The organism is Variovorax paradoxus, assembly GCF_022009635.1.
Classification (GTDB): domain Bacteria; phylum Pseudomonadota; class Gammaproteobacteria; order Burkholderiales; family Burkholderiaceae_C; genus Variovorax.
Genome location: NZ_CP091716.1, coordinates 3,026,084 through 3,045,262 on the forward strand (window position 1 = coordinate 3,026,084; position 19,179 = coordinate 3,045,262).

The following is a 19,179-nucleotide window of genomic DNA, read 5'->3' on the forward strand; positions in this document are numbered from 1 at the left end:
GGCGGCCTTGACAATAATTGCCTCGGCAGCTAATATTTTGCCCATGAGCGATGCAAACACCCATGAAGCCGTGCCGGCCTCCGCCGGCGCAGAGCGTCGCCCGCCTGTTTTCTACCGAGCGGAGACGTACTTGACCGAAGACAGCATCGGCTACCTGATGCGCCGCATCGTGACGGCAGTAGGGCAGGCAGTAGAAACCCGCATGTGCGAGCCCGGCGGCCCGACCTACCCGCAGTGGGTGCCGCTGTACAAATTGCACGTCGGCGCCGCCACCACGGTGGCCGAACTGGCCCGTGCCTGCGAACTCGACACCGGCGCCATGACGCGCCTGCTCGACCGCCTCGAGGCCAAGGGCCTGTGCCGCCGCGTGCGTTCGCTGGAAGACCGCCGGGTCGTCAACATCGAACTCACCGACGAGGGCCGTGCCGCCGCCAAGGAAGTGCCGTACGTGCTCAGCCGCGTGCAGAACGAACATCTTGCAGGTTTCACCACCGAGGAATGGGAGCAGCTCAAGGGCTACTTGCGCCGCATCCTCGACAACGCACAGGCCCTTGCGGCCCGTGGAGATAAAAATGACTGATTCCCTCGCCGTGCGCGCGCTGCGTCGCACTCCCGTCGTGGCTGCCGCGCTGCTGGTGGTCGCATTGGCAGGCTGCGCCGACATGGCCGGCATCGGCTCGCAGGCCAAGCTGCGCGACGCCTCGTCGCTGGGCATCGCGCCCGACAGCGCCGCGGCGCCGGTGTCCCGCCTCGACAGCCAGTGGTGGCTCGCCTTCGGCGATCCGCAGCTCAACTCGCTGATCGACCAGGCCGTGGCAGGCAATCCCAACCTGCAGGTCGCGCAGGCCCGCCTCGTGCGCGCGCAGGCTTCCGCCGACGTGGCCGGCGCGGCCCTCAAGCCCAAGGTCAACGGCGAGCTCGACCTGAACCGCCAGAAGTTCAACAGCAACTACATCTACCCGGCGCCGCTGGGCGGCTCGATCCAGAACATCGGCCTGCTGCAGCTCGGCGCGAGCTGGGAACTCGACTTCTTCGGCAAGAACCGCAGCGCGCTCGACACCGCCATCGGTGCAGCCAATGCCGCCGCCGCCGATGCCGACGCCGCCCGCGTGCTGCTCGCGAGCAACGTGGCGCGCAGCTACTTCCAGTGGGCCCGCCTGAACGACCAGCTCACCGTGGCCAAGCGCACGCTGGCGCAGCGCGACGAAACACTCAAGCTCGTGCGCGACCGCGTCTCGGCCGGCCTCGACACCCGCCTCGAACTGCGCCAGAGCGAAGGCGGCCTGCCCGAGGCACGCCAGCAGATCGAATCGCTCAACGAGCAGATCGCGCTGCAGCAGCATGCGCTCGACGCGCTCGTGGCCCAGCCCAATGTGTCGCAATCGCTCAAGCCGCCGCTGCTGGGCGAGGTCAAGCCGATCGCGCTGCAGACGAACATCCCGGCCGACCTGCTGGGCCGCCGCGCCGACATCGCAGCCGCGCGCTGGCGCGTCGAGGCCGCCACCAGCGACGTGGCCAATGCCAAGACGCTGTTCTATCCGAACGTGAACCTCACGGCCTTCGCCGGCTTCCAGGCGCTGGGCTTCGGCAAGCTGCTGAAGTCGGGCAGCGAGCAGTGGGGCGTGGGCCCCGCCATCAGCCTGCCGATCTTCGAAGGCGGCAAGCTGCGCGCCAACCTGCGCGGCAAGTCGGCCGACCTGGACGTGGCCATCGAAAGCTACAACGCCACCGTCATCGACGCCGTGCGCGACGCGGCCGACCAGGTGACGAGCGCGCAGTCCATCGCGCGCCAGCAGACCGAACAACGCGCCGCGCAGACCGCTGCCGAAGGCGCCTACGACATCGCCGTGCAGCGCTACCGCGCCGGCCTCGGCAACTACCTCAATGTGCTGACGGCGGAAACCTCCGTGCTGGCGCAACGCCGCCTGGCGGTCGACCTCGCCGCGCGCGCGCTCGACACGCAGGTGGCGCTGGCCCGTGCCCTGGGTGGCGGCTGGCAGCCGCCGGCCACCACCACGGCTTCGGCCCCGGCCGCGCTGAACTGAACAGACCTGATTTTTCGTCTTCGGAAAGAACTTCATCATGAGCGATAACAACACTCCGACGCCCGCTGCAGCCGCAGCTCCTGCTGCCCCCGAGGCGCCCGCCGGCAACGGCAAGCGCCGCCGCGCGCTCACCGCGCTGGCCGCGGTGGTCATCGTCGCCGGCGGCGGCTGGGGTCTCTACGAATGGCTGGTCGCCAGCCACTACGAGGACACCGACAATGCCTACGTCTCGGGCAACGTGATCCAGATCACCCCGCAGATCGGCGGCACCGTCATGTCCATCAACGCCGACGACACCGACTTCGTGAAGGCCGGCCAGCCGCTGGTGCAGCTCGACCCGGCCGACGCCAAGGTGGCGCTGGAGCAGGCCGAGGCCGCGCTCGCGCAGGCCGTGCGCCAGGTGCGCACGCTGTACGCCAACAACGGCTCGCTGGCCGCGCAAGTCACGCTGCGCCAGTCGGACATCGTCAAGGCCCAGAGCGACATCGCCAAGGCGCAGGACGACCTGCAGCGCCGCCGCGCGCTGTCGGGCAACGGCGCCGTGTCGAAGGAAGAACTCAACCACGCCGAGACGGCACTCGACACCGCCAAGAGCCAGCTCGCGGCGGCGCAGGCCGGCGTGATCGCCGCCAAGGAAGCGCTGGTCAGCAACCAGTCGCTGACCGAAGGCACCAGCGTGGCGCAGCACCCCAGCGTGCTGGCCGCCGCCGCCAAGGTGCGCGAGGCCTACCTGGCCACGCAGCGCGTCGCCATGCCCGCGCCGGTCGACGGCTACGTTGCCAAGCGCACCGTGCAGCTCGGCCAGCGCGTTGCCGCCGGAACGCCGATGATGTCGATCGTGCCGCTCAACCAGCTGTGGGTCGACGCCAACTTCAAGGAAGTGCAGCTGCGCAACATCCGCATCGACCAGCCCGTGAAGCTCACCGCCGACGTGTACGGCAAGAAGGTCGAGTACACCGGCAAGGTCGCCGGCCTGGGCGTGGGCACCGGCAGTGCGTTCGCGCTGCTGCCCGCGCAGAACGCCACCGGCAACTGGATCAAGGTGGTGCAGCGCGTGCCCGTGCGCATCGCGCTCGACCCCGAACAGCTGAAGGCCAACCCGCTGCGCATCGGCCTGTCGATGGACGCCGAAGTCGACATCTCGTCCAAGAGCGGCAAGATGCTGGCAGACGCGCCGCGCCCCGCCGCGCTGGTGCAGACGCAGGTCTACAGCCAGCTCGACCGCGGCGCCGACGCCGAAGTGGACCGCATCGTCGCGGCCAACCTCGGCCGCAGCGCCCCCGCCACGGCAACGGCACCGGCCAAGGGCTCCGCCGCGCCGGCCGGTGCATCGGTGGCCGTGCAAGGCCAGCCGGGCTGATCGCCCGCACGGCCTTCTTCAGGTAATCAGCTCAGTTCGCGCGTCCCGCAATGGCCACCGCTGCTCCTGCTTACATTGCGCATCCGCCGCTCGAGGGCGCAGCCCGCGTCTGGGGCACGGTCGCGCTGTCTGCGGCAACTTTCATGAACGTGCTCGATTCGTCGATCGCGAACGTGTCGTTGCCCGCCATCTCGGGCGACCTGGGCGTGAGCACCACGCAAGGCACCTGGGTCATTACCAGCTTCGCGGTGGCCAACGCCATCGCGGTGCCGCTCACGGGCTTCATGACGCAGCGCTTCGGACAGGTTCGCCTGTTCATGGCCAGCGTGATCCTGTTCATGGTCGCCTCGCTGCTGTGCGGCCTGGCGCCCAACATGACGACGCTGATCCTGTTTCGCGCGCTGCAGGGCTTCGTCGCGGGTCCGATGATTCCGCTGTCGCAGACGCTGCTGCTGTCGAGCTATCCGCGCGCCAAGGCGGGCCTGGCCATGGCGATGTGGTCGATGACCACGCTGGTCGCGCCGGTGATGGGGCCGCTGCTCGGCGGCTGGATCACCGACAACATCTCCTGGCCGTGGATCTTCTACATCAACATTCCCGTCGGCATCGTCGCGGCTTCCATCACGTGGGCGCTGTATCACAAGCGCGAGAGCGTCACGCACAAGGTGCCGATCGACGCCATCGGACTGGCGCTGCTGGTGCTGTTTGTCGGCTCGATGCAGCTGATGCTCGACAAGGGCAAGGAGCTCGACTGGTTCCATTCGCCGCAGATCGTCACGATGGCGGTGGTGGCCGTGGTCGGCTTCGCGTTCTTCCTGGTCTGGGAGCTGACCGACAAGCACCCGGTGGTCGACCTGTCGCTCTTCAAGCGCCGCAACTTCTGGTCGGGTGCCGTGGCCACGGCCGTGGCCTACGGCCTGTTCTTCGGCAACGTGGTGCTGCTGCCCCTGTGGCTGCAGCAGTGGATGGGCTACACCGCCACGCAGGCGGGGATGATCATGGCGCCCGTGGGGATGCTGGCGATCTTCTTCTCGCCGATCGTCGGGCTCACGGTGTCCAAGATCGATCCGCGCCGCTATGCGACCTTCTCGTTCCTGGTGTTCGCGCTGGTGCTGTGGATGCGGTCGAACTTCAACACGCAGGCCGATTTCGTCACCATCATCATCCCGACGGTGATCCAGGGCATCGCGATGGCGTTCTTCTTCATTCCGCTCGTGACCATCACGCTGTCGGGCCTCACGCCCGACCGCATTCCGGCCGCGTCGGGGTTGTCGAACTTCCTGCGGATCACCGCCGGCGCCATGGGCACGTCGCTCACCACCACCTTGTGGGACAACCGCGCGACGCTGCACCACACGCAGCTCTCGGAGACGATCAACCAGGGCAACAACGCGGCCACGAGCGCGATGGCCGGGCTCGGCAGCAGCGGCTTCAGCACTGAGCAGGTGCTGGGGCAGATGAACCGCATCGTCGACCAGCAGGCCTACATGCTGGCCACGAACGACATCTTCTATGCGTCGGCCATCCTGTTCCTGCTGCTGATTCCGCTGGTGTGGCTGGCGCGCCCGCAAAAGGGCGGCGCCGGTGGCGACGCCGCAGCCGGCGCGCACTGACGACAAAAGCAGGCAACCCACCAACCCCCAGGCTTCGCCAAGAAGACCTGGGGGTTTTTACGTGGCCGGCGCGTTCAGCGCGCGCAGCACGTCGTAGCAGGCACCCATGGTGTGATAGTCGGTCTTGCCGGCCGGGCTTTTCTCGTCGTTGATCTTCTTGTTGCGCGGCGAGAGGATGCGATACCAGGCGCCGTGCCGGTGGTCGACGAAGTGCTCCCAGCTGTACGCCCAGATGCTGTCGTACCAGTCCCAGTAGCCCGATTCGCCGGTGCGCACCGCGAGCAGCGCGGCGGCCGCGAAGCTCTCGGCCTGCACCCAGAAGTACTTGTCGCCGTCGCACACCGTGCCGTCGGGCGCGAAGCCGTAGACCAGCCCGCCGTTGTCCGCGTCCCAGCCGCGGAACATGGCAGTGTCGAAGAAGTGCTGCGCGCGCGGCAGGATCCAGTCGGCCTTGCGGTCGGCGACGGCCAGGTGGCGCTCCAGCTGCAGCAGCAGCTTGGTCCACTCCGTCAGGTGCCCGGTCTGGAAGCCCCAGGGCCTGAAGATGTTGGTCTTGTCGTCGCGGTTGTAGTCCCAGTCGACCGACCAGTCGTCGCGGTAGTGCTCCCACACCAGGCCGTCCGCCAGCGCGGCCTGCCGGCCCGTGATGGATTCCGCCAGCGTGAGCGCGCGGTCGAGAAAGCGGGTTTCCTGCGTGGCCTCGTAGGCGGCCAGCATCGCCTCGCAGGCATGCATGTTGGCGTTCTGTCCGCGGTAGGAGCCCACGCGCCAGTCGGCCGTGGCCTCGTCCGCGTAGAGCTGGTGGCGCGGCTCCCAGAAGTGCCGTTCCATCAGGTCCCAGGTGTGGGTGAGGCCGGCATGGGCTTCTTCCAGGCCGGCCATCAGCGCATGCGCATGCGCGAGCAGCACGAAGGCGAGGCCGTAGCAATGGCAGGTGCTGTCCTGCACGGTGGCGCGCTGCTGGTGCCAGTCGATCTGCCACGCATAGCCGCCGCCGGGCTGCGCATGGCCGCGCTGCAGGAAGGCCAGGCCGTGCCGCACCGCCGCCAGGTGCGCCGGGTTGCCGAAGTGCCGGTAGGCCATCGCGTTGTTGAAGACGAAGCGCGTGCTGCTCACCAGGTGCCGCGTGCGCGGGTCGTACACCGTGCCGTCGTCCTTGTAGAAATGGAAGAAGCCGCCCGAGGCGTCGACGCAGCGCGGCTCGTAGAACGACAGCGTGTGCAGCACGTGATCGGTCAGGAAGTCGGGAGAGCGGAAATTCAGCATGTTCGCTTCAGTCTACGCAGCGCCTTGCGAACCCCGCTCGGGGTTTCCCGCAGAGGTCTAAGTGCTGCCACGGCGCGCTTTGTCGCTGCAACGACAGTCGCCGATCGGGCCGTCGCGCCGCCCCGTGAAGGTTGCACTGCAGCATAGGCATTTGCCCCAGTATCCAAGCGCAGGGCGCCCACCAACAATCAGGCCGCGCTCGATGGTGGCGCATTGAGATGGACTGCATGACCCACTTTATTTTTCCGAACCCGGGCGACTCCGCGAGATGAGCGACGTCATCCTCGAAACACGCCAGCTCACCAAGGAATTCAAAGGGTTCACCGCGGTCAGCAAGGTCAACCTGTCGGTGGTGCGCGGCTCGATCCATGCGCTCATCGGCCCCAACGGCGCCGGCAAGACGACCTGCTTCAACCTGCTCACGAAGTTCCTCGAGCCGACCACCGGCACGATCCTCTTCAACGGGCAGGACATCACGCGCGAGCGACCGGCGCAGATCGCGCGGCGCGGCATCATCCGCTCGTTCCAGATCTCGGCCGTGTTCCCGCACCTCACGTTGCTGGAGAACGTGCGGCTGGGCCTGCAGCGCCGCCTGGGCACCTCGTACCACTTCTGGAAGAGCGAGAAGTCGCTCAAGCCATTGGATGCCAGAGCACGCGAGCTGCTGGCTGAAGTCGGCCTGGACGAACTCGCCGACGAGCAGACCGTGAACCTGCCCTACGGCCGCAAGCGCGCGCTCGAGATCGCGACCACGCTGGCCATGGAGCCCGAGCTGATGCTGCTCGACGAACCCACGCAGGGCATGGGCCATGAAGACGTGCACCGCGTGGCCGAGCTCATCAAGCGCGTGTCGGCCGGACGCACCATCCTGATGGTGGAGCACAACATGAGCGTGGTCTCGACCATCGCCGACACCATCACCGTACTGCAGCGCGGCGCCGTGCTGGCCGAGGGCCCGTACGCGGAGGTCTCGAAGAACCCGCAGGTCATGGAAGCCTACATGGGCACCACCGACGGCCAACTTCAAGGTGCTCACTGACATGACCGCCGCACTCGAAATCAAGGGCCTGCAAGCCTGGTACGGCGAATCGCATGTGCTGCACGGCGTCGACATGGTCGTGCAGCCGGGCGAAGTCGTCACGCTGCTGGGCCGCAACGGCGCGGGCCGCACCACCACGCTGCGCGCCATCATGGGCCTGACCGGCGCGCGCAAGGGCAGCATCGAGGTCAACGGCAAAGAGACCATCGGCATGCCGACGCACCGCATCGCGCACCTGGGCATCGGCTACTGCCCGGAAGAGCGCGGCATCTTCGCCAGCCTTTCGTGCGAAGAAAACCTGATGCTGCCGCCGGAGCTGAAGGGTGCGGGGCAGGGCATGTCGGTCGATGAGATCTACGCCATGTTCCCCAACCTGGCCGAGCGCCGCCACAGCCAGGGCACGCGCCTGTCGGGCGGCGAGCAGCAGATGCTGGCCGTGGCCCGCATCCTGCGCACCGGCGCCAAGCTGCTGCTGCTCGACGAGATTTCAGAAGGCCTCGCACCGGTCATCGTGCAGGCGCTGGCCCGCATGATCACCACGCTGCGCGCCAAGGGCTACACCATCGTCATGGTGGAGCAGAACTTCCGCTTCGCCGCGCCGCTGGCCGACCGCTTCTACGTGATGGAGCACGGGCGCATCGCGCTGAAGTTCGGTGCCTCGGAACTCGAAGCCAAGATGCCGGTGCTCACCGAACTGCTCGGCGTCTGAAACGCATCAAGTCCACAAGACCCGTTCCTTCCGTCCCACAAAGATTCCTTCAGGAGACAACAGCATGAACAAGAAACTCGGCCTCATCGCAACCGCAGTCGGCATCCTCGCAATGAGCGCTGGCGCCGTGCAGGCGCAGGAGAAAGTGAAGATCGGCTTCGTCACCGACCTGTCGAGCCTGTATGCCGACCTCGAAGGCAAGGGCGGCGCCACCGCCATCCAGATGGCCATCGACGACTTCGGCGGCAAGGCGCTGGGCCAGCCCATCGAGCTGCTGGTGGCCGACCACCAGAACAAGGCCGACATCGCCGCCTCCAAGGCCCGCGAGTGGATCGACACCGCCGGCGTGACCATGGTCTTCGGCGGCACCAACTCGGGCGTGGCGCTGGCCACCGCCAAGGTGGCGGAAGAAAAGAAGCGCGTGTACTTCAACAACGGCGCCGGCAGCTCGGTGCTCACCAACGAGCAGTGCAGCCCCTACACCGTGCACTACGCCTACGACACGGTGGCGCTGGCCAAGGGCACCGGCGCGGCGGTGGTCGATCGGGGCGGCAAGAGCTGGTTCTTCCTGACGGCCGACTACGCCTTCGGCCATGCGCTCGAAGCCGACACCACCAAGGTGGTGAAGGAAAAGGGCGGCACCGTGGTGGGCGCGGTGCGCCATCCGCTGAACGCGTCGGACTTCTCTTCGTTCCTGCTGCAGGCGCAGAACTCCAAGGCGCAGATCCTGGGCCTGGCCAACGCCGGTGGCGACACCATCAACTCGATCAAGGCGGCCAAGGAATTCGGCATCAACAAGACCATGAAGACCGCCGGCCTGCTGGTCTTTTTGAGCGACATCCACAGCCTGGGCCTGAAGAACACCGAAGGCCTGCTGCACACCACCAGCTGGTACTGGGACCTGAACGACGAATCGCGCAAGTTCGCCAACCGCTTCTTCGAGAAGACCAAGCGCATGCCGACCGACGTGCAGGCCGCCGACTACTCGGCCACCATGACCTACCTGAAGGCCGTGGCCGCCGCCAAGACCACCGATTCCGACAAGGTGATGGCGCAGCTCAAGAGCATGAAGATCGACGACTTCTACGGCAAGGGCCAGATCCGCGCCGACGGCAGCTTCATCCACGACATGTACCTGGTCGAAGTGAAGTCGCCCGCCGAGTCGAAGAAGCCTTGGGACTACCTGAAGGTGCTCAAGACGCTGCCGGGCGACCAGGTCTTCACCACGAAGGCCGAAACCAAGTGCGCCCTCTGGAAGTAATGCTCGCCCCCAGGCTGCGCGCACTTCGTGTCGCTTCGCCTACCCCCTACCGGGGGCGGGCCGGCCGCTTCGGGCGGCCGTGCGCGGCGGCCCCCACGACTTTCCGTTTCCTCACTGGAGTCTGATGATCATGAAAAAGACAGCTGTGTTCTCGGCCGTTTCGCTTGCCATCGCGTTGGCCGCCGGCGCCGCGCAGGCGCAGGAGAAGGTCAAGATCGGTTTCATCACCGACATGTCGAGCCTCTATGCCGACGTGGAGGGCAAGAACGGCGCCCTCGCGATCCAGATGGCCATCGACGACTTCGGCGGCAAGGTCAACGGCATGCCCATCGAGCTGCTGCAGGCCGATCACCAGAACAAGGCCGACATCGCAGCTTCCAAGGCGCGCGAGTGGATCGACACGCAGGGCCTGACGATGCTGTTCGGCGGCACCAGCTCGGGCACCGGCCTGGCCATGGCCAAGGTGGCGCAGGAGAAGAAGCGAGTGTTCATCGTGAACGGCGCGGGCAGCTCGGCGCTCACCAACGAACAATGCAGCCCCTACACCGTGCACTACGCCTACGACACCGTGGCGCTGGCCAAGGGCACCGGCAGCGCCGTCATCGCGCGCGGCGACAAGAGCTGGTTCTTCCTGACGGCCGACTACGCCTTCGGACAGGCCCTGGAAGCCGATGCCTCCAAGGTCGTGAAGGAGAAGGGCGGCACCGTGGTGGGGAGCGTGAAGCATCCGCTGAATACCTCGGACTTCTCTTCTTTCCTGCTGCAGGCGCAGAACTCCAAGGCCCAGGTGCTGGCGCTCGCGAACGCGGGCGGCGACACGCAGAACGCGATCAAGGCGGCGAAGGAATTCGGCATCTCCAAGACCATGAAGATGGTCGGCCTGCTGGTGTTCGTGACCGACGTGCACAGCCTGGGCCTGAAGAACACCGAAGGCCTGCTGCTCACCACCAGCTGGGACTGGAACCTCGACGACAAGACGCGCGCCTTCGGCAAGCGCTTCTTCGAGAAGACCAAGCGCATGCCCACCGACATCCAGGCCGCCGACTACTCGGCCACCATGACCTACCTGAAGGCCGTGCAGGCTGCCAAGTCGATCGATGCCGACACTGTCATGGCGCAGATCAAGAAGACGCCGATCGACGACTTCTACGCCAAGGGCTTCGTGCGCGAGGACGGCCGCTTCGTGCACGACATGTACCTGGTGCAGGTCAAGTCGCCGGCCGAGTCCAAGCAGCCATGGGACTACTACAAGGTGGTCCAGAAGCTGAAGGGCGAAGAGGTCTTCACCACCAAAGCCGAAAGCAAGTGCGCATTGTGGAAGTAACTCCCCAGGCCGCGCGCACTGCGTGTCGCTTCGCCAACCCCCCCTTTGCAAGGGGGGCGGGCCGGCCGCTTCGGGCGGCCGTGCGCGGCGGCCCCCGCGAGAAAGAAAAAACGGCCAGAGGCTTGCTGATACGTCTATGAATATTTCCCTACCCGGCCTGCTGAGCCAGCTCCTTCTGGGGCTGGTCAACGGCTCGTTCTACGCCATCCTGAGCCTGGGGCTGGCGGTGATCTTCGGCCTGCTCAACGTCATCAACTTCGCGCACGGCGCGCTGTTCATGCTCGGCGCCGTCCTGACATGGATGGCGATGGAGTATTTCGGCATCAACTACTGGGTGATGCTGATCGCGGCGCCCATCGTCATCGGCATCTTCGGCGTGCTGATCGAGCGCCTGCTGCTGCGCTGGATCTACAAGCTCGACCATCTTTACGGCCTGCTGCTCACGCTGGGCCTCACGCTGCTGATCGAAGGCGTGTTCCGCTCGGTCTACGGCGTGTCGGGGCTGCCCTACGACGCGCCTGACGCGCTCTCCAGCGCCACCAATCTCGGCTTCATGGTGCTGCCCAACTACCGCGCCTGGGTGGTCGTCGCGTCGCTGGTGATCTGCTTCGCCACCTGGTACGTGATCGAGAAGACCCGGCTGGGCGCCTACCTGCGCGCCGGCACCGAGAACCCGCGCCTCGTGGAAGCCTTCGGCGTCAACGTGCCGCTGATGATCACGCTGACCTACGCCTTCGGCTGCGCGCTCGCGGCCTTCGCCGGCGTGCTGGCCGCGCCGGTGATGCAGGTGTCGCCGCTGATGGGGCAGAACCTCATCATCGTGGTGTTCGCGGTGGTCGTGATCGGCGGCATGGGCTCCATCATGGGCGCCATCCTCACCGGGCTGGGCCTCGGTGTGATCGAAGGCTTCACCAAGGTTTTCTATCCGGAAGCTTCTTCCACGGTTGTGTTCGTGATCATGGTCATCGTGCTGCTCATCCGCCCCGCCGGCCTGTTCGGCAAAGAAAAATAAGGCGGACGGCATGAACATGAAAAAGATATCCACCGTCGTCTACGCGCTGTTGTTGCTCGCACTGGTGCTGGCGCCGTTCTTCGGCGCCTACCCGGTGTTCGTGATGAAGCTCATGTGCTTCGCGCTGTTCGCAGCCGCCTTCAACCTGCTGCTGGGCTTTACCGGGTTGCTGTCTTTCGGGCACGCGGCGTTCCTCGGCGGCTCGGCATACGTCGCGGGCCACGCGATGAAGGTCTGGGGCCTCACGCCCGAGCTGGGGCTGATCGCGGGCACGCTCACCGGTGCCTTCCTGGGCTGGGTCTTCGGCGTGCTGGCCATCCGCCGCCAGGGCATCTACTTCGCGATGATCACGCTGGCGCTCGCGCAGATGATGTTCTTCGTCGCGCTGCAGGCCAAGTTCACCGGCGGCGAAGACGGCCTGCAGGGCGTGCCGCGCGGCAAGCTCTTCGGCCTGATCGACCTGTCGAGCGACCTCACGATGTACTACGTGGCGCTGGTCATCGTCGTCGCTGCCTTCCTGCTGATCGTGCGCACCATCCACTCGCCGTTCGGGCAGGTGCTCAAGGGCATCAAGGAGAACGAGCCGCGCGCGCTTTCGCTGGGCTACGACGTGAGCCGCTTCAAGCTGCTGGCCTTTGTGATCTCGGCCGCGCTGTCGGGCCTGGCCGGTTCGCTCAAGACGCTGGTGCTGGGCTTTGCCACGCTGTCGGACGTGCACTGGACGGCTTCGGGCCAGGTCATCCTGATGACCCTGGTGGGCGGCCTGGGCACGCTGTCGGGCCCGCTGGTGGGCTCGGCCGTGGTGGTGCTGCTGGAGAACAAGATCGGCGAACTCGGCAGCTTCCTGGCGCGCATCACGACCATCGACTGGTTCAACACGCTGGGCGAATCGGTGACCATGGTCACGGGCCTGATCTTCGTGATCTGCGTGCTGGCGTTCCGCAAGGGGATCATGGGCGAGATCATTGCGTTCATCGAGCGGCGCAAGGGGCGCGTGAAGTAAGGAGAGACACGCAAGCAAAGAAAAAGGGAGCCTTGGCTCCCTTTCTTCATTCCGGCTCCAGCTTCGGGCCCGCGGTTCAGCAGTTGCCCTTTTTCGCTTGGCCGGGCGGGCAGAAGTCGCGCTCGCGCTCGTGCCAATGGTCGCGGTCGTGGCGCCGGCCGCGGTCGTCGTCCCACTCGCGTTCGCGACGCGCTTCGCGGTAGGCCTCGCGCCGGCGCCAGTCGCCTTCGGCCCAGCGCCAGCCGCCGCGGTCCTCGATCCAGCGTCCCGGCGCGTAGGCATAGCCCGCGCGTTCGGGCTGCCAGCCGCCCGGGCGCCATGCGTAGGCACGGCCGTCCCAGGCCCAGCGGCCCGGCACCCAGACGAAGCCGCCGCGCGGTGGCGGCAGCGGCTCGTAGCGCGGCGGTGGGGGCGCCGTCATCACCAGACCGGGCACGTTGATGTTGACCGAAACCTGCGCATTGGCGCTCAGGGGGGCCGCGAGGATGGAAAGTGTGCCGGCCATGGCCAGCGCTGCGAGTCGGATCTTCATAGTGGGGTCCTCTGTTCTTGGATGGTTTTGGTGATATTTTTCAACGGCTGCGGAAACGGATCGGTTGTCGCTTCTTGTATGCCGCTACAACAGTTACAGCTTCAGCGGTGCCGCGTAGCCCGTCATTTCCAGGTAGCCCCGGCCCACGCGCTGCCCCTGTGCATCGAGCAGGTCGCTCACGCCTTCCCAGTACACGCCGCCGGTCGAGCCGCGGCTGTCCAGCTCTTGGTCGTCGAGCAGCGCGCGCACCTCGAAGTTGCCTGCCGGCGTCCGCACGCGCCACTGCGTCGGGTATTTGGCCTGCGTGCGTGGGCTCTCCCACGTCTTGAGGCTTTCGAAACGCACTTCGTCGTTCCTGAAGATGCGCGCCACGCCGTCGCGCGGGCGGAACGAGCCGCCGGCCCACAGGCCGCTGCCGTCGGCGCGCCGCAGATGAAAGGCGGTGAGGGCGCTGCCGTCGTCGAGGTTCATGCCGATCCAGTCCCAGCCCACGGCCTCGGGGTGCATCAGCGCTTCGCTCCATTCGTGGTCGAGCCACGCGGCGCCGTTCACCTCGAAGGCCTGGCCCTTGAGCGTCAGCTTGCCTTGCGCCTTGAGCTGCGGCTCGCTGTAGTAGTAGCTCGCCTGCGATTCGTCGGGCCCCTTGCGCGAGAGGCCTGCATTGCCTTGCAGCAGCACGGGCTGGGTCGGTGTGAAGCGCAGGTCGAGCATGAACTCGCCGGCCGGTATGCGCGCGACATACACGCCGCCTTCGCGCACCAGCGACCAGTCGCGAATGCGCACATCGGTGTCGGCCTCGCTGGCCTGCGCCACGCCGAAGCCGGCACGCGCGATGCGCTGGTCGTGCAGCAGCACGCGGCCTTCAAGGTCGGTGACGGCCGCGTGCGCGAACACGAGATTCTTCGCGGCGAAGGCGGAGCGCATGCCTTGCGTGGCCTCGACGCGCGAGCGAAAGAAGGTCACCTGGAAGCCGAACTCGCGACCAGTCGCCGTCTTCGCATGGCCGGTGATGTACCACCACTCGGTGTGCAGGTCGGGGTGGCTGCCGAAGTCGCGCGGGAACTGCAGCGTTCGCAGCGGCAGCGCCCATGCGGTGGGCGCGGCGCACAGGGCGGCCAGCAGCAGCGCACGGCGGGACAGCGCGAAAGACGAAGGAGTCATCACGCCGCCACCAACGCGTCGATGCGCCGCTGCGCCGGGCCGATGTCGCCGAAGGCGTTGCGTACCCACGCCGCGTCGTGATAGCTCGGCAGGTAGCGCTCGCCCGCATCGCACAGCAGCGAAAGAATGGAGCCTTGCTGTCCGGCCGCGCGCATCTCCTGCGCCACCGCGAGCATGCCGACGAAGTTGGTGCCGGTGGAAGGCCCGACCTTGCGGCCAAGCAGCGCCGAGAGCGCATGCATCGCCGCCACCGAGTCGAGGTTGGGCACTTCGATCATGCGATCGACCAGCGTGCGGATGAAGCTGGGCTCCACGCGCGGTCGGCCGATGCCTTCGATGCGCGAGCCCGGCGCCGTCAGCGTGGCGTCGCCCGTGCGGTGGTAGGCCGAGAACACCGAACCTTCGGGGTCGGCCACGCACACCTGGGTGTCGTGGCAGCGGTAGCGCAGGTAGCGCCCGATGGTCGCGCTGGTACCGCCCGTGCCCGCGCCCACCACGATCCACGTCGGCACCGGATGCCGCTCGCGCGCCATCTGCTGGAACATGCTCTCGGCGATGTTGTTGTTGCCGCGCCAGTCGGTCGCGCGCTCCGCATAGGTGAACTGGTCCATGTAGTGGCCGCCGGTGCGCTCGGCCAGCGAGCGGGCTTCTTCATAGACCTGCGCCGCATGGTCGACGAAGTGGCAGCTCGCGCCGTAGAAGGCGATCTGCGCGATCTTCTCGGGCGAAGTGGCGCGCGGCATCACCGCGATGAAAGGCAGCCCCAGCAGCCGCGCGAAGTAGGCCTCGCTCACGGCCGTGGAGCCGCTCGACGCCTCCACGATGGTGGTGCCCTCGCGCACCCAGCCGTTGCACAGCGCATAGAGAAAGAGCGAACGTGCGAGCCGGTGCTTGAGGCTGCCTGTCGGATGGGTCGACTCGTCCTTCATGTACAGGTCGATGCCCTGCGCGGCGAGGGCGGGAAGCGGCAGCGGAATCAGGTGCGTGTCGGCGCTGCGCTGGTAGTCTGCCTCGATGCGGCGGATGGCACTGTCGAGCCATGCGTTGCAGGATGAAGAAGAAAGTATTTGCTGCATATCGCCCTCAGTCTACAAGTCGGTCATGGTTTGTAACCTCGAACACCAGGAGGCCCGCAAATCGGGATACTGTGCGCTGCCCATTCACGAGGCAGGAGACGGAGACACATGAAAAGAATGAACCTGGGCGCGGTGGCGCTCGCGGTACTCGCATTGGCCGGCTGCGCCAGCAGCCCTTCCGGCTCTGGCGGCCCTTCCGGCGGCAGCACGCCGACACGGCCTTCCTCATCGTTCGCGATACCCGGGCTCGAGAAGCCCGCCGAGGTGCTGGTCGACCGATGGGGCGTGCCGCATCTGTACGCGGGCACGCTCTACGACGCCTTCGTGGCGCAGGGCTTCATCGCCGCGCGCGACCGGCTCTGGCAGATGGACCTGTGGCGTAAACGCGGCCTCGGCGAAATGGCGAAAGACTTCGGTCCTGCGTGGGTAGAGAGCGACCGCGCCGCGCGCGCCGTGCTCTACCGCGGCGACATGTACCGCGAGTGGCTGGCCTACGGCTCCGATGCCAAGCGCGTGGCCGAGGCCTTCACCGCGGGCGTCAACGCCTACGTGGCGCAGGTGCGCGCGCAGCCCGCGCTGCTGCCCACCGAGTTCGCGCTGCTCGGCTACCAGCCGGCGACATGGTCGCCCGAGGACGTGGTGCGCATCCGCCATCACGGCCTCACGCTCAACTTCACGTCCGAGATCGAACGCGCGCGTGCGTTCTGTGCCGGCGGTGTCGGCATCAAGGCCGACTGGCTGCGCCGCGAACTCGACCCGCCCGTCACGCCACGCGTGCCGCAGGGGCTGGACCCGTGCGGCATTCCCGCCACCGAACTGCGCGCGGCCTACCTGCGCGCCACCGAGCCGCCGCAGTTCACCAAGGCCAACACGCGACTGGGCCTGAATGCCGGGGCGCAGGTACCGGTGGCGCTCTTGCCCGGCAGCGGCAGCAGCACCGACACGGCGCAGTCGGGCGACCCGACCGGCGCCTACGGCAGCAACAACTGGGTGATCTCCCCGAAGCTCACCGCCACCGGCAGGCCCATCCTCGCCAACGACCCGCATCGCTCGCACGGCGCGCCGAGCCTGCGCTACATGACGCACCTGAGCGCGCCGGGCATGGACGCCATCGGCGCGGGCGAGCCCTTCCTGCCGGGGCTGTCGATAGGCCACAACGGCACCATCGCCTTCGGCCTCACGCGCTTCTACATGGACCAGGAAGACCTTTACGTGTACCAGCTCAACCCGCGCAATCCCGCCGAGTACCGCTACCAGGGCCGCTGGGAGCCGATGGTGCGCGTCACCGAGCGCATCGCGGTCAAGGGCGAGAGCACGCCGCGCGAGGTGGTCAACACCTTCACGCGCCACGGCCCGGTGCTGCTGGCCGAGCCCGGAAAGCAGCGCGCGTATGCACTGCGCGCCGCATGGCTGGAGCCCGGCATGGCGCCGTACTTCGGCTCGATGGACTACATGCGCGCGCGCAACTGGGACCAGTTCCGAGCGGCCATGAACCGCTGGGGCGCGCCGGGGGAGAACCAGGTCTATGCGGACACCAGCGGCAACGTCGGCTGGATACCCGGCGGCCTCACGCCCATCCGGCCCAACTGGGACGGGCTGATGCCGGTGCCGGGCGACGGGCGCTACGAGTGGTCGGGCTTTCGCAACGGCGACGAACTGCCTTCGGAGTTCAACCCCGCGCGCGGCTATGTCGTGACGGCCAACGAAAACAACATCCCGCCCGACCACCCCGCCGCGAAGAAGGGCGTGGGCTATGAGTGGAGCGACGCGGCCCGCGCGCGCCGCCTCAAGGAGCTGTTCGCGGCCAAGGTGGCTGCGGGCTCGCGCTTCACGGTGGAAGACTCGGAGCGCATGCAGAACGACATCGTCGCCACGCCCGCGCAGCGGCTGCTCAAGCTGCTGGCCGGCCTGCGCAGCGACGACGCGCAGACCGCCGCGGCCCTGCGCATGCTGCAAGGCTGGGACGGCAGCATGGACCGCGACAGCGGCGCCGCCGCACTGTATGAAGTCTGGAGCAGCAAGAGCCTGCGCTCGGCCGTGCTCAAGGCCGGGGCGGGCGACGCCGGCGCGGTGCTGGCCACGCCCGGCGACAACACCCGCATGGTGCTGCTGCTGGAGAACCCCTCGGGCTGGGTCACGAACGAGCAGCGCGATGCGCTGCTGCTCAAGACACTGCCTCTGGCCATGCAGGAGCTGAGCGCCAAGCTGGGGCCCGACACCGCCGCATGGAAGTGGGGCACCCTGCATCGCGCCGAGTTCCGCCATCCGTTGGGCGGCGTGGTCGATGCGGCCACGCGCAAGAAGCTCGACGTGGGCGACTGGCCCATGTCCGGCTCGGCCTTCACGCCGATGGCCGCCACGTATCGGCCCAGCGACTACAAGCTGACTGCGGGCGCGTCGTTCCGCATGGTGCTGGACGTGGGCAACTGGGACGCGTCGCGCGTCATCAACACGCCGGGCCAGTCGGGCAACCCCGACAGCCCGAACTACCGCGACCTTGCGCCGCTCTGGCTGGAGGGCAAGTACGTGCCGCTGGTCTACACACGCGCGGCGGTCGAGAAGGAAACTGTGGAGCGCATCCAGCTGACGCCGGGGAAGTAAAACTTTCTCGAGCTCGACGATGAAAGATCCCCGATCCTGGGGATTTTTCATTCCGGGTGCCAAAGCTAGAGTCGGTTGTCGAAGACGCCGAGGAACAAGCTTCCATGCAATCACTTGCTCGCATCCTGGACCCGAACAACAATGGCTTGATGGGGCTTGCTACGCCCGCGGAGGAACTGGCCGCACTCTTGGAGCAAGCCGACGAAGTGGATCAGGTCCCAGCGATCAGCCAGATCTTCGCTTTTGTCAGGATGCTCAGGAGCTACTGGACACCCGACGCCCGCGAACAGCTGGCGCTGGACCGGGTGATCGGTGAACACCTACCCTTGTTGGGCGTCTACCACGGCGGTTTTCTGCAGGCGCAGGCCCCACTTCCCTGGCGCCACTTCTCCCGTGAACTGATCGCGCTGCAACTGATCGTCAGGATCGCCGACTACAAGTTCATCGACCAGAAGGACCATCCGCTGTGCGGGCCCGTCACATTCATGCACGGCATCGCGCGGCGCAATATCGAGGAGTACACGCTGTATGTCATAGGTCTGGCCGAAAACCGCAGAGGTGACCTCGGCACCCATACGGTGAAGGTCAAGTCGAGCTCGAACCTGCTGGGCAGGCACGCCCGGCCTCAGAATTCGGACCAGATCCGCGAGGCCGACTACATCGCGCTGACCAGCCTGCGCGAAGGCAGCAACATCTTCGCCTATCGCTCGGCCAGCACCAACAGGACGCTCGAGGGCATGTCTTCGCCGGCTTCCATGATGCAGTGGATGCGCGATGCAGGCTTCAGCAACGTGGAGGATCATGTTCATTCCGGATGGCGCGTGCATGGCCTGCGCATGAAAGCCGACCGTACCAACCTGGGCTACAACCTCATGCGGCCGCATCTGCTGAAGATGCACCAGCGGCTGACCAACGGCTACACCGTCATGCTGGTCGCCGCCGACAGCCTTGCCAACATGGCGCGGGAGAAGGACCACGGTCAGTCCGCGTTGATGCGTATTCTCGGCGGCCATTTCATGCTGGCGCTTTCCGTCGATGTACGGCAGGACGGCGCGGCATTCGGTCTCGTCACCTGGGGCGAGAAGATCGAGCCGACGGTCGAGATTCCGTGGAGCAAGATCGCGAGCTGGTACCGGGGCTTCGTCTGCGGACAGCCTTGAGAAACAGGCTTCGTCGG

General features: G+C 66.8%; 16 protein-coding genes. 12 read left to right on the forward strand and 4 right to left on the reverse strand.

What is annotated here, in order from left to right; translation table 11 throughout:
• Positions 1–43 precede the first annotated feature (43 nt).
• From L3V85_RS14045 to L3V85_RS14060, 4 genes are read left to right on the forward strand one after another with little or no spacing between them, the layout of a single operon-like run.
• A complete protein-coding gene (locus L3V85_RS14045) occupies positions 44–580 on the forward strand; it encodes a MarR family winged helix-turn-helix transcriptional regulator (protein WP_237679792.1) in 537 nt (178 codons plus the stop codon).
• Positions 573–2,045 carry an efflux transporter outer membrane subunit gene (locus L3V85_RS14050; protein WP_237679793.1) on the forward strand — a complete coding sequence of 491 codons (1,473 nt, stop codon included), beginning with the start codon at positions 573–575 and terminating at the stop codon, positions 2,043–2,045. The genes L3V85_RS14045 and L3V85_RS14050 overlap by 8 nt, the downstream gene beginning before the upstream one ends.
• A 37-nt stretch (positions 2,046–2,082) precedes the next feature.
• The gene (locus L3V85_RS14055) at positions 2,083–3,405 is read left to right on the forward strand and encodes an efflux RND transporter periplasmic adaptor subunit (RefSeq protein ID WP_237679794.1); all 1,323 of its coding nucleotides are present in this window, start codon (positions 2,083–2,085) and stop codon (positions 3,403–3,405) included.
• 50 nt (positions 3,406–3,455) lie between these two features.
• Positions 3,456–5,018, forward strand: coding sequence for a DHA2 family efflux MFS transporter permease subunit (locus tag L3V85_RS14060; RefSeq protein WP_237679795.1), 1,563 nt, complete (start codon positions 3,456–3,458; stop codon positions 5,016–5,018).
• Positions 5,019–5,075: 57 nt separating this feature from the next.
• On the opposite strand, the gene L3V85_RS14065 is transcribed toward L3V85_RS14060, so the two are convergent.
• On the reverse strand, positions 5,076–6,284 hold the full coding sequence (locus L3V85_RS14065) for an AGE family epimerase/isomerase (RefSeq protein ID WP_237679796.1): 1,209 nt from the start codon (positions 6,282–6,284) through the stop codon (positions 5,076–5,078).
• A gap of 268 nt (positions 6,285–6,552) precedes the next feature.
• On the opposite strand from L3V85_RS14065, the gene L3V85_RS14070 reads away from it, so the two are divergent.
• From L3V85_RS14070 to L3V85_RS14095, 6 genes are all read left to right on the forward strand, one after another.
• The gene (locus L3V85_RS14070) at positions 6,553–7,323 is read left to right on the forward strand and encodes an ABC transporter ATP-binding protein (RefSeq protein WP_237679797.1); all 771 of its coding nucleotides are present in this window, start codon (positions 6,553–6,555) and stop codon (positions 7,321–7,323) included.
• Position 7,324: 1 nt separating this feature from the next.
• The gene (locus L3V85_RS14075) at positions 7,325–8,032 is read left to right on the forward strand and encodes an ABC transporter ATP-binding protein (RefSeq protein ID WP_237679798.1); all 708 of its coding nucleotides are present in this window, start codon (positions 7,325–7,327) and stop codon (positions 8,030–8,032) included.
• Between the two features lie 64 nt (positions 8,033–8,096).
• Positions 8,097–9,293: an ABC transporter substrate-binding protein gene (locus L3V85_RS14080; RefSeq protein WP_237679799.1), complete on the forward strand. Its 1,197-nt coding sequence runs from the start codon at positions 8,097–8,099 to the stop codon at positions 9,291–9,293.
• Positions 9,294–9,423: 130 nt separating this feature from the next.
• On the forward strand, positions 9,424–10,617 hold the full coding sequence (locus L3V85_RS14085) for an ABC transporter substrate-binding protein (protein ID WP_237679800.1): 1,194 nt from the start codon (positions 9,424–9,426) through the stop codon (positions 10,615–10,617).
• 136 nt (positions 10,618–10,753) lie between these two features.
• Entirely contained in the window at positions 10,754–11,629 is an 876-nt protein-coding gene (locus L3V85_RS14090) for a branched-chain amino acid ABC transporter permease (protein ID WP_237679801.1), read from the forward strand.
• Between the two features lie 10 nt (positions 11,630–11,639).
• On the forward strand, positions 11,640–12,632 hold the full coding sequence (locus L3V85_RS14095; protein ID WP_237679802.1) for a branched-chain amino acid ABC transporter permease: 993 nt from the start codon (positions 11,640–11,642) through the stop codon (positions 12,630–12,632).
• 76 nt (positions 12,633–12,708) lie between these two features.
• Here L3V85_RS14095 and L3V85_RS14100 read toward each other — a convergent pair whose 3' ends face one another.
• From L3V85_RS14100 to L3V85_RS14110, 3 genes are all read right to left on the reverse strand, one after another.
• The gene (locus L3V85_RS14100; RefSeq protein ID WP_237679803.1) at positions 12,709–13,164 is read right to left on the reverse strand and encodes a YXWGXW repeat-containing protein; all 456 of its coding nucleotides are present in this window, start codon (positions 13,162–13,164) and stop codon (positions 12,709–12,711) included.
• A 93-nt stretch (positions 13,165–13,257) separates the two neighbouring features.
• Positions 13,258–14,325: a lipocalin-like domain-containing protein gene (locus L3V85_RS14105; protein WP_237679804.1), complete on the reverse strand. Its 1,068-nt coding sequence runs from the start codon at positions 14,323–14,325 to the stop codon at positions 13,258–13,260.
• Positions 14,325–15,401 (reverse strand): PLP-dependent cysteine synthase family protein, encoded by a 1,077-nt coding sequence (locus L3V85_RS14110; RefSeq protein WP_272934794.1) that lies wholly within the window; start codon positions 15,399–15,401, stop codon positions 14,325–14,327. Before L3V85_RS14110 ends, L3V85_RS14105 begins: the two co-directional genes overlap by 1 nt.
• 108 nt (positions 15,402–15,509) lie before the next feature.
• On the opposite strand from L3V85_RS14110, the gene L3V85_RS14115 reads away from it, so the two are divergent.
• Both L3V85_RS14115 and L3V85_RS14120 read left to right on the forward strand, forming a co-directional pair.
• On the forward strand, positions 15,510–18,002 hold the full coding sequence (locus tag L3V85_RS14115; RefSeq protein WP_237679805.1) for a penicillin acylase family protein: 2,493 nt from the start codon (positions 15,510–15,512) through the stop codon (positions 18,000–18,002).
• A gap of 104 nt (positions 18,003–18,106) precedes the next feature.
• Complete coding sequence (locus L3V85_RS14120; RefSeq protein ID WP_237679806.1) at positions 18,107–19,162, forward strand: hypothetical protein; 1,056 nt, start codon at positions 18,107–18,109, stop codon at positions 19,160–19,162.
• Positions 19,163–19,179 lie beyond the last annotated feature (17 nt).

Coding starts and splice junctions, on each gene's coding strand:
- L3V85_RS14060 (WP_237679795.1), top strand. CDS start 3,456: ATGGCCACCGCTGCTCCTGCTTACATTGCGCATCCGCCGCTCGAGGGC.
- L3V85_RS14050 (WP_237679793.1), top strand. CDS start 573: ATGACTGATTCCCTCGCCGTGCGCGCGCTGCGTCGCACTCCCGTCGTG.
- L3V85_RS14090 (WP_237679801.1), top strand. CDS start 10,754: ATGAATATTTCCCTACCCGGCCTGCTGAGCCAGCTCCTTCTGGGGCTG.
- L3V85_RS14070 (WP_237679797.1), top strand. CDS start 6,553: ATGAGCGACGTCATCCTCGAAACACGCCAGCTCACCAAGGAATTCAAA.
- L3V85_RS14095 (WP_237679802.1), top strand. CDS start 11,640: ATGAACATGAAAAAGATATCCACCGTCGTCTACGCGCTGTTGTTGCTC.
- L3V85_RS14100 (WP_237679803.1), bottom strand. CDS start 13,164: ATGAAGATCCGACTCGCAGCGCTGGCCATGGCCGGCACACTTTCCATC.
- L3V85_RS14105 (WP_237679804.1), bottom strand. CDS start 14,325: ATGACTCCTTCGTCTTTCGCGCTGTCCCGCCGTGCGCTGCTGCTGGCC.
- L3V85_RS14080 (WP_237679799.1), top strand. CDS start 8,097: ATGAACAAGAAACTCGGCCTCATCGCAACCGCAGTCGGCATCCTCGCA.
- L3V85_RS14075 (WP_237679798.1), top strand. CDS start 7,325: ATGACCGCCGCACTCGAAATCAAGGGCCTGCAAGCCTGGTACGGCGAA.
- L3V85_RS14115 (WP_237679805.1), top strand. CDS start 15,510: ATGAAAAGAATGAACCTGGGCGCGGTGGCGCTCGCGGTACTCGCATTG.
- L3V85_RS14110 (WP_272934794.1), bottom strand. CDS start 15,401: ATGCAGCAAATACTTTCTTCTTCATCCTGCAACGCATGGCTCGACAGT.
- L3V85_RS14085 (WP_237679800.1), top strand. CDS start 9,424: ATGAAAAAGACAGCTGTGTTCTCGGCCGTTTCGCTTGCCATCGCGTTG.
- L3V85_RS14045 (WP_237679792.1), top strand. CDS start 44: ATGAGCGATGCAAACACCCATGAAGCCGTGCCGGCCTCCGCCGGCGCA.
- L3V85_RS14120 (WP_237679806.1), top strand. CDS start 18,107: ATGCAATCACTTGCTCGCATCCTGGACCCGAACAACAATGGCTTGATG.
- L3V85_RS14055 (WP_237679794.1), top strand. CDS start 2,083: ATGAGCGATAACAACACTCCGACGCCCGCTGCAGCCGCAGCTCCTGCT.
- L3V85_RS14065 (WP_237679796.1), bottom strand. CDS start 6,284: ATGCTGAATTTCCGCTCTCCCGACTTCCTGACCGATCACGTGCTGCAC.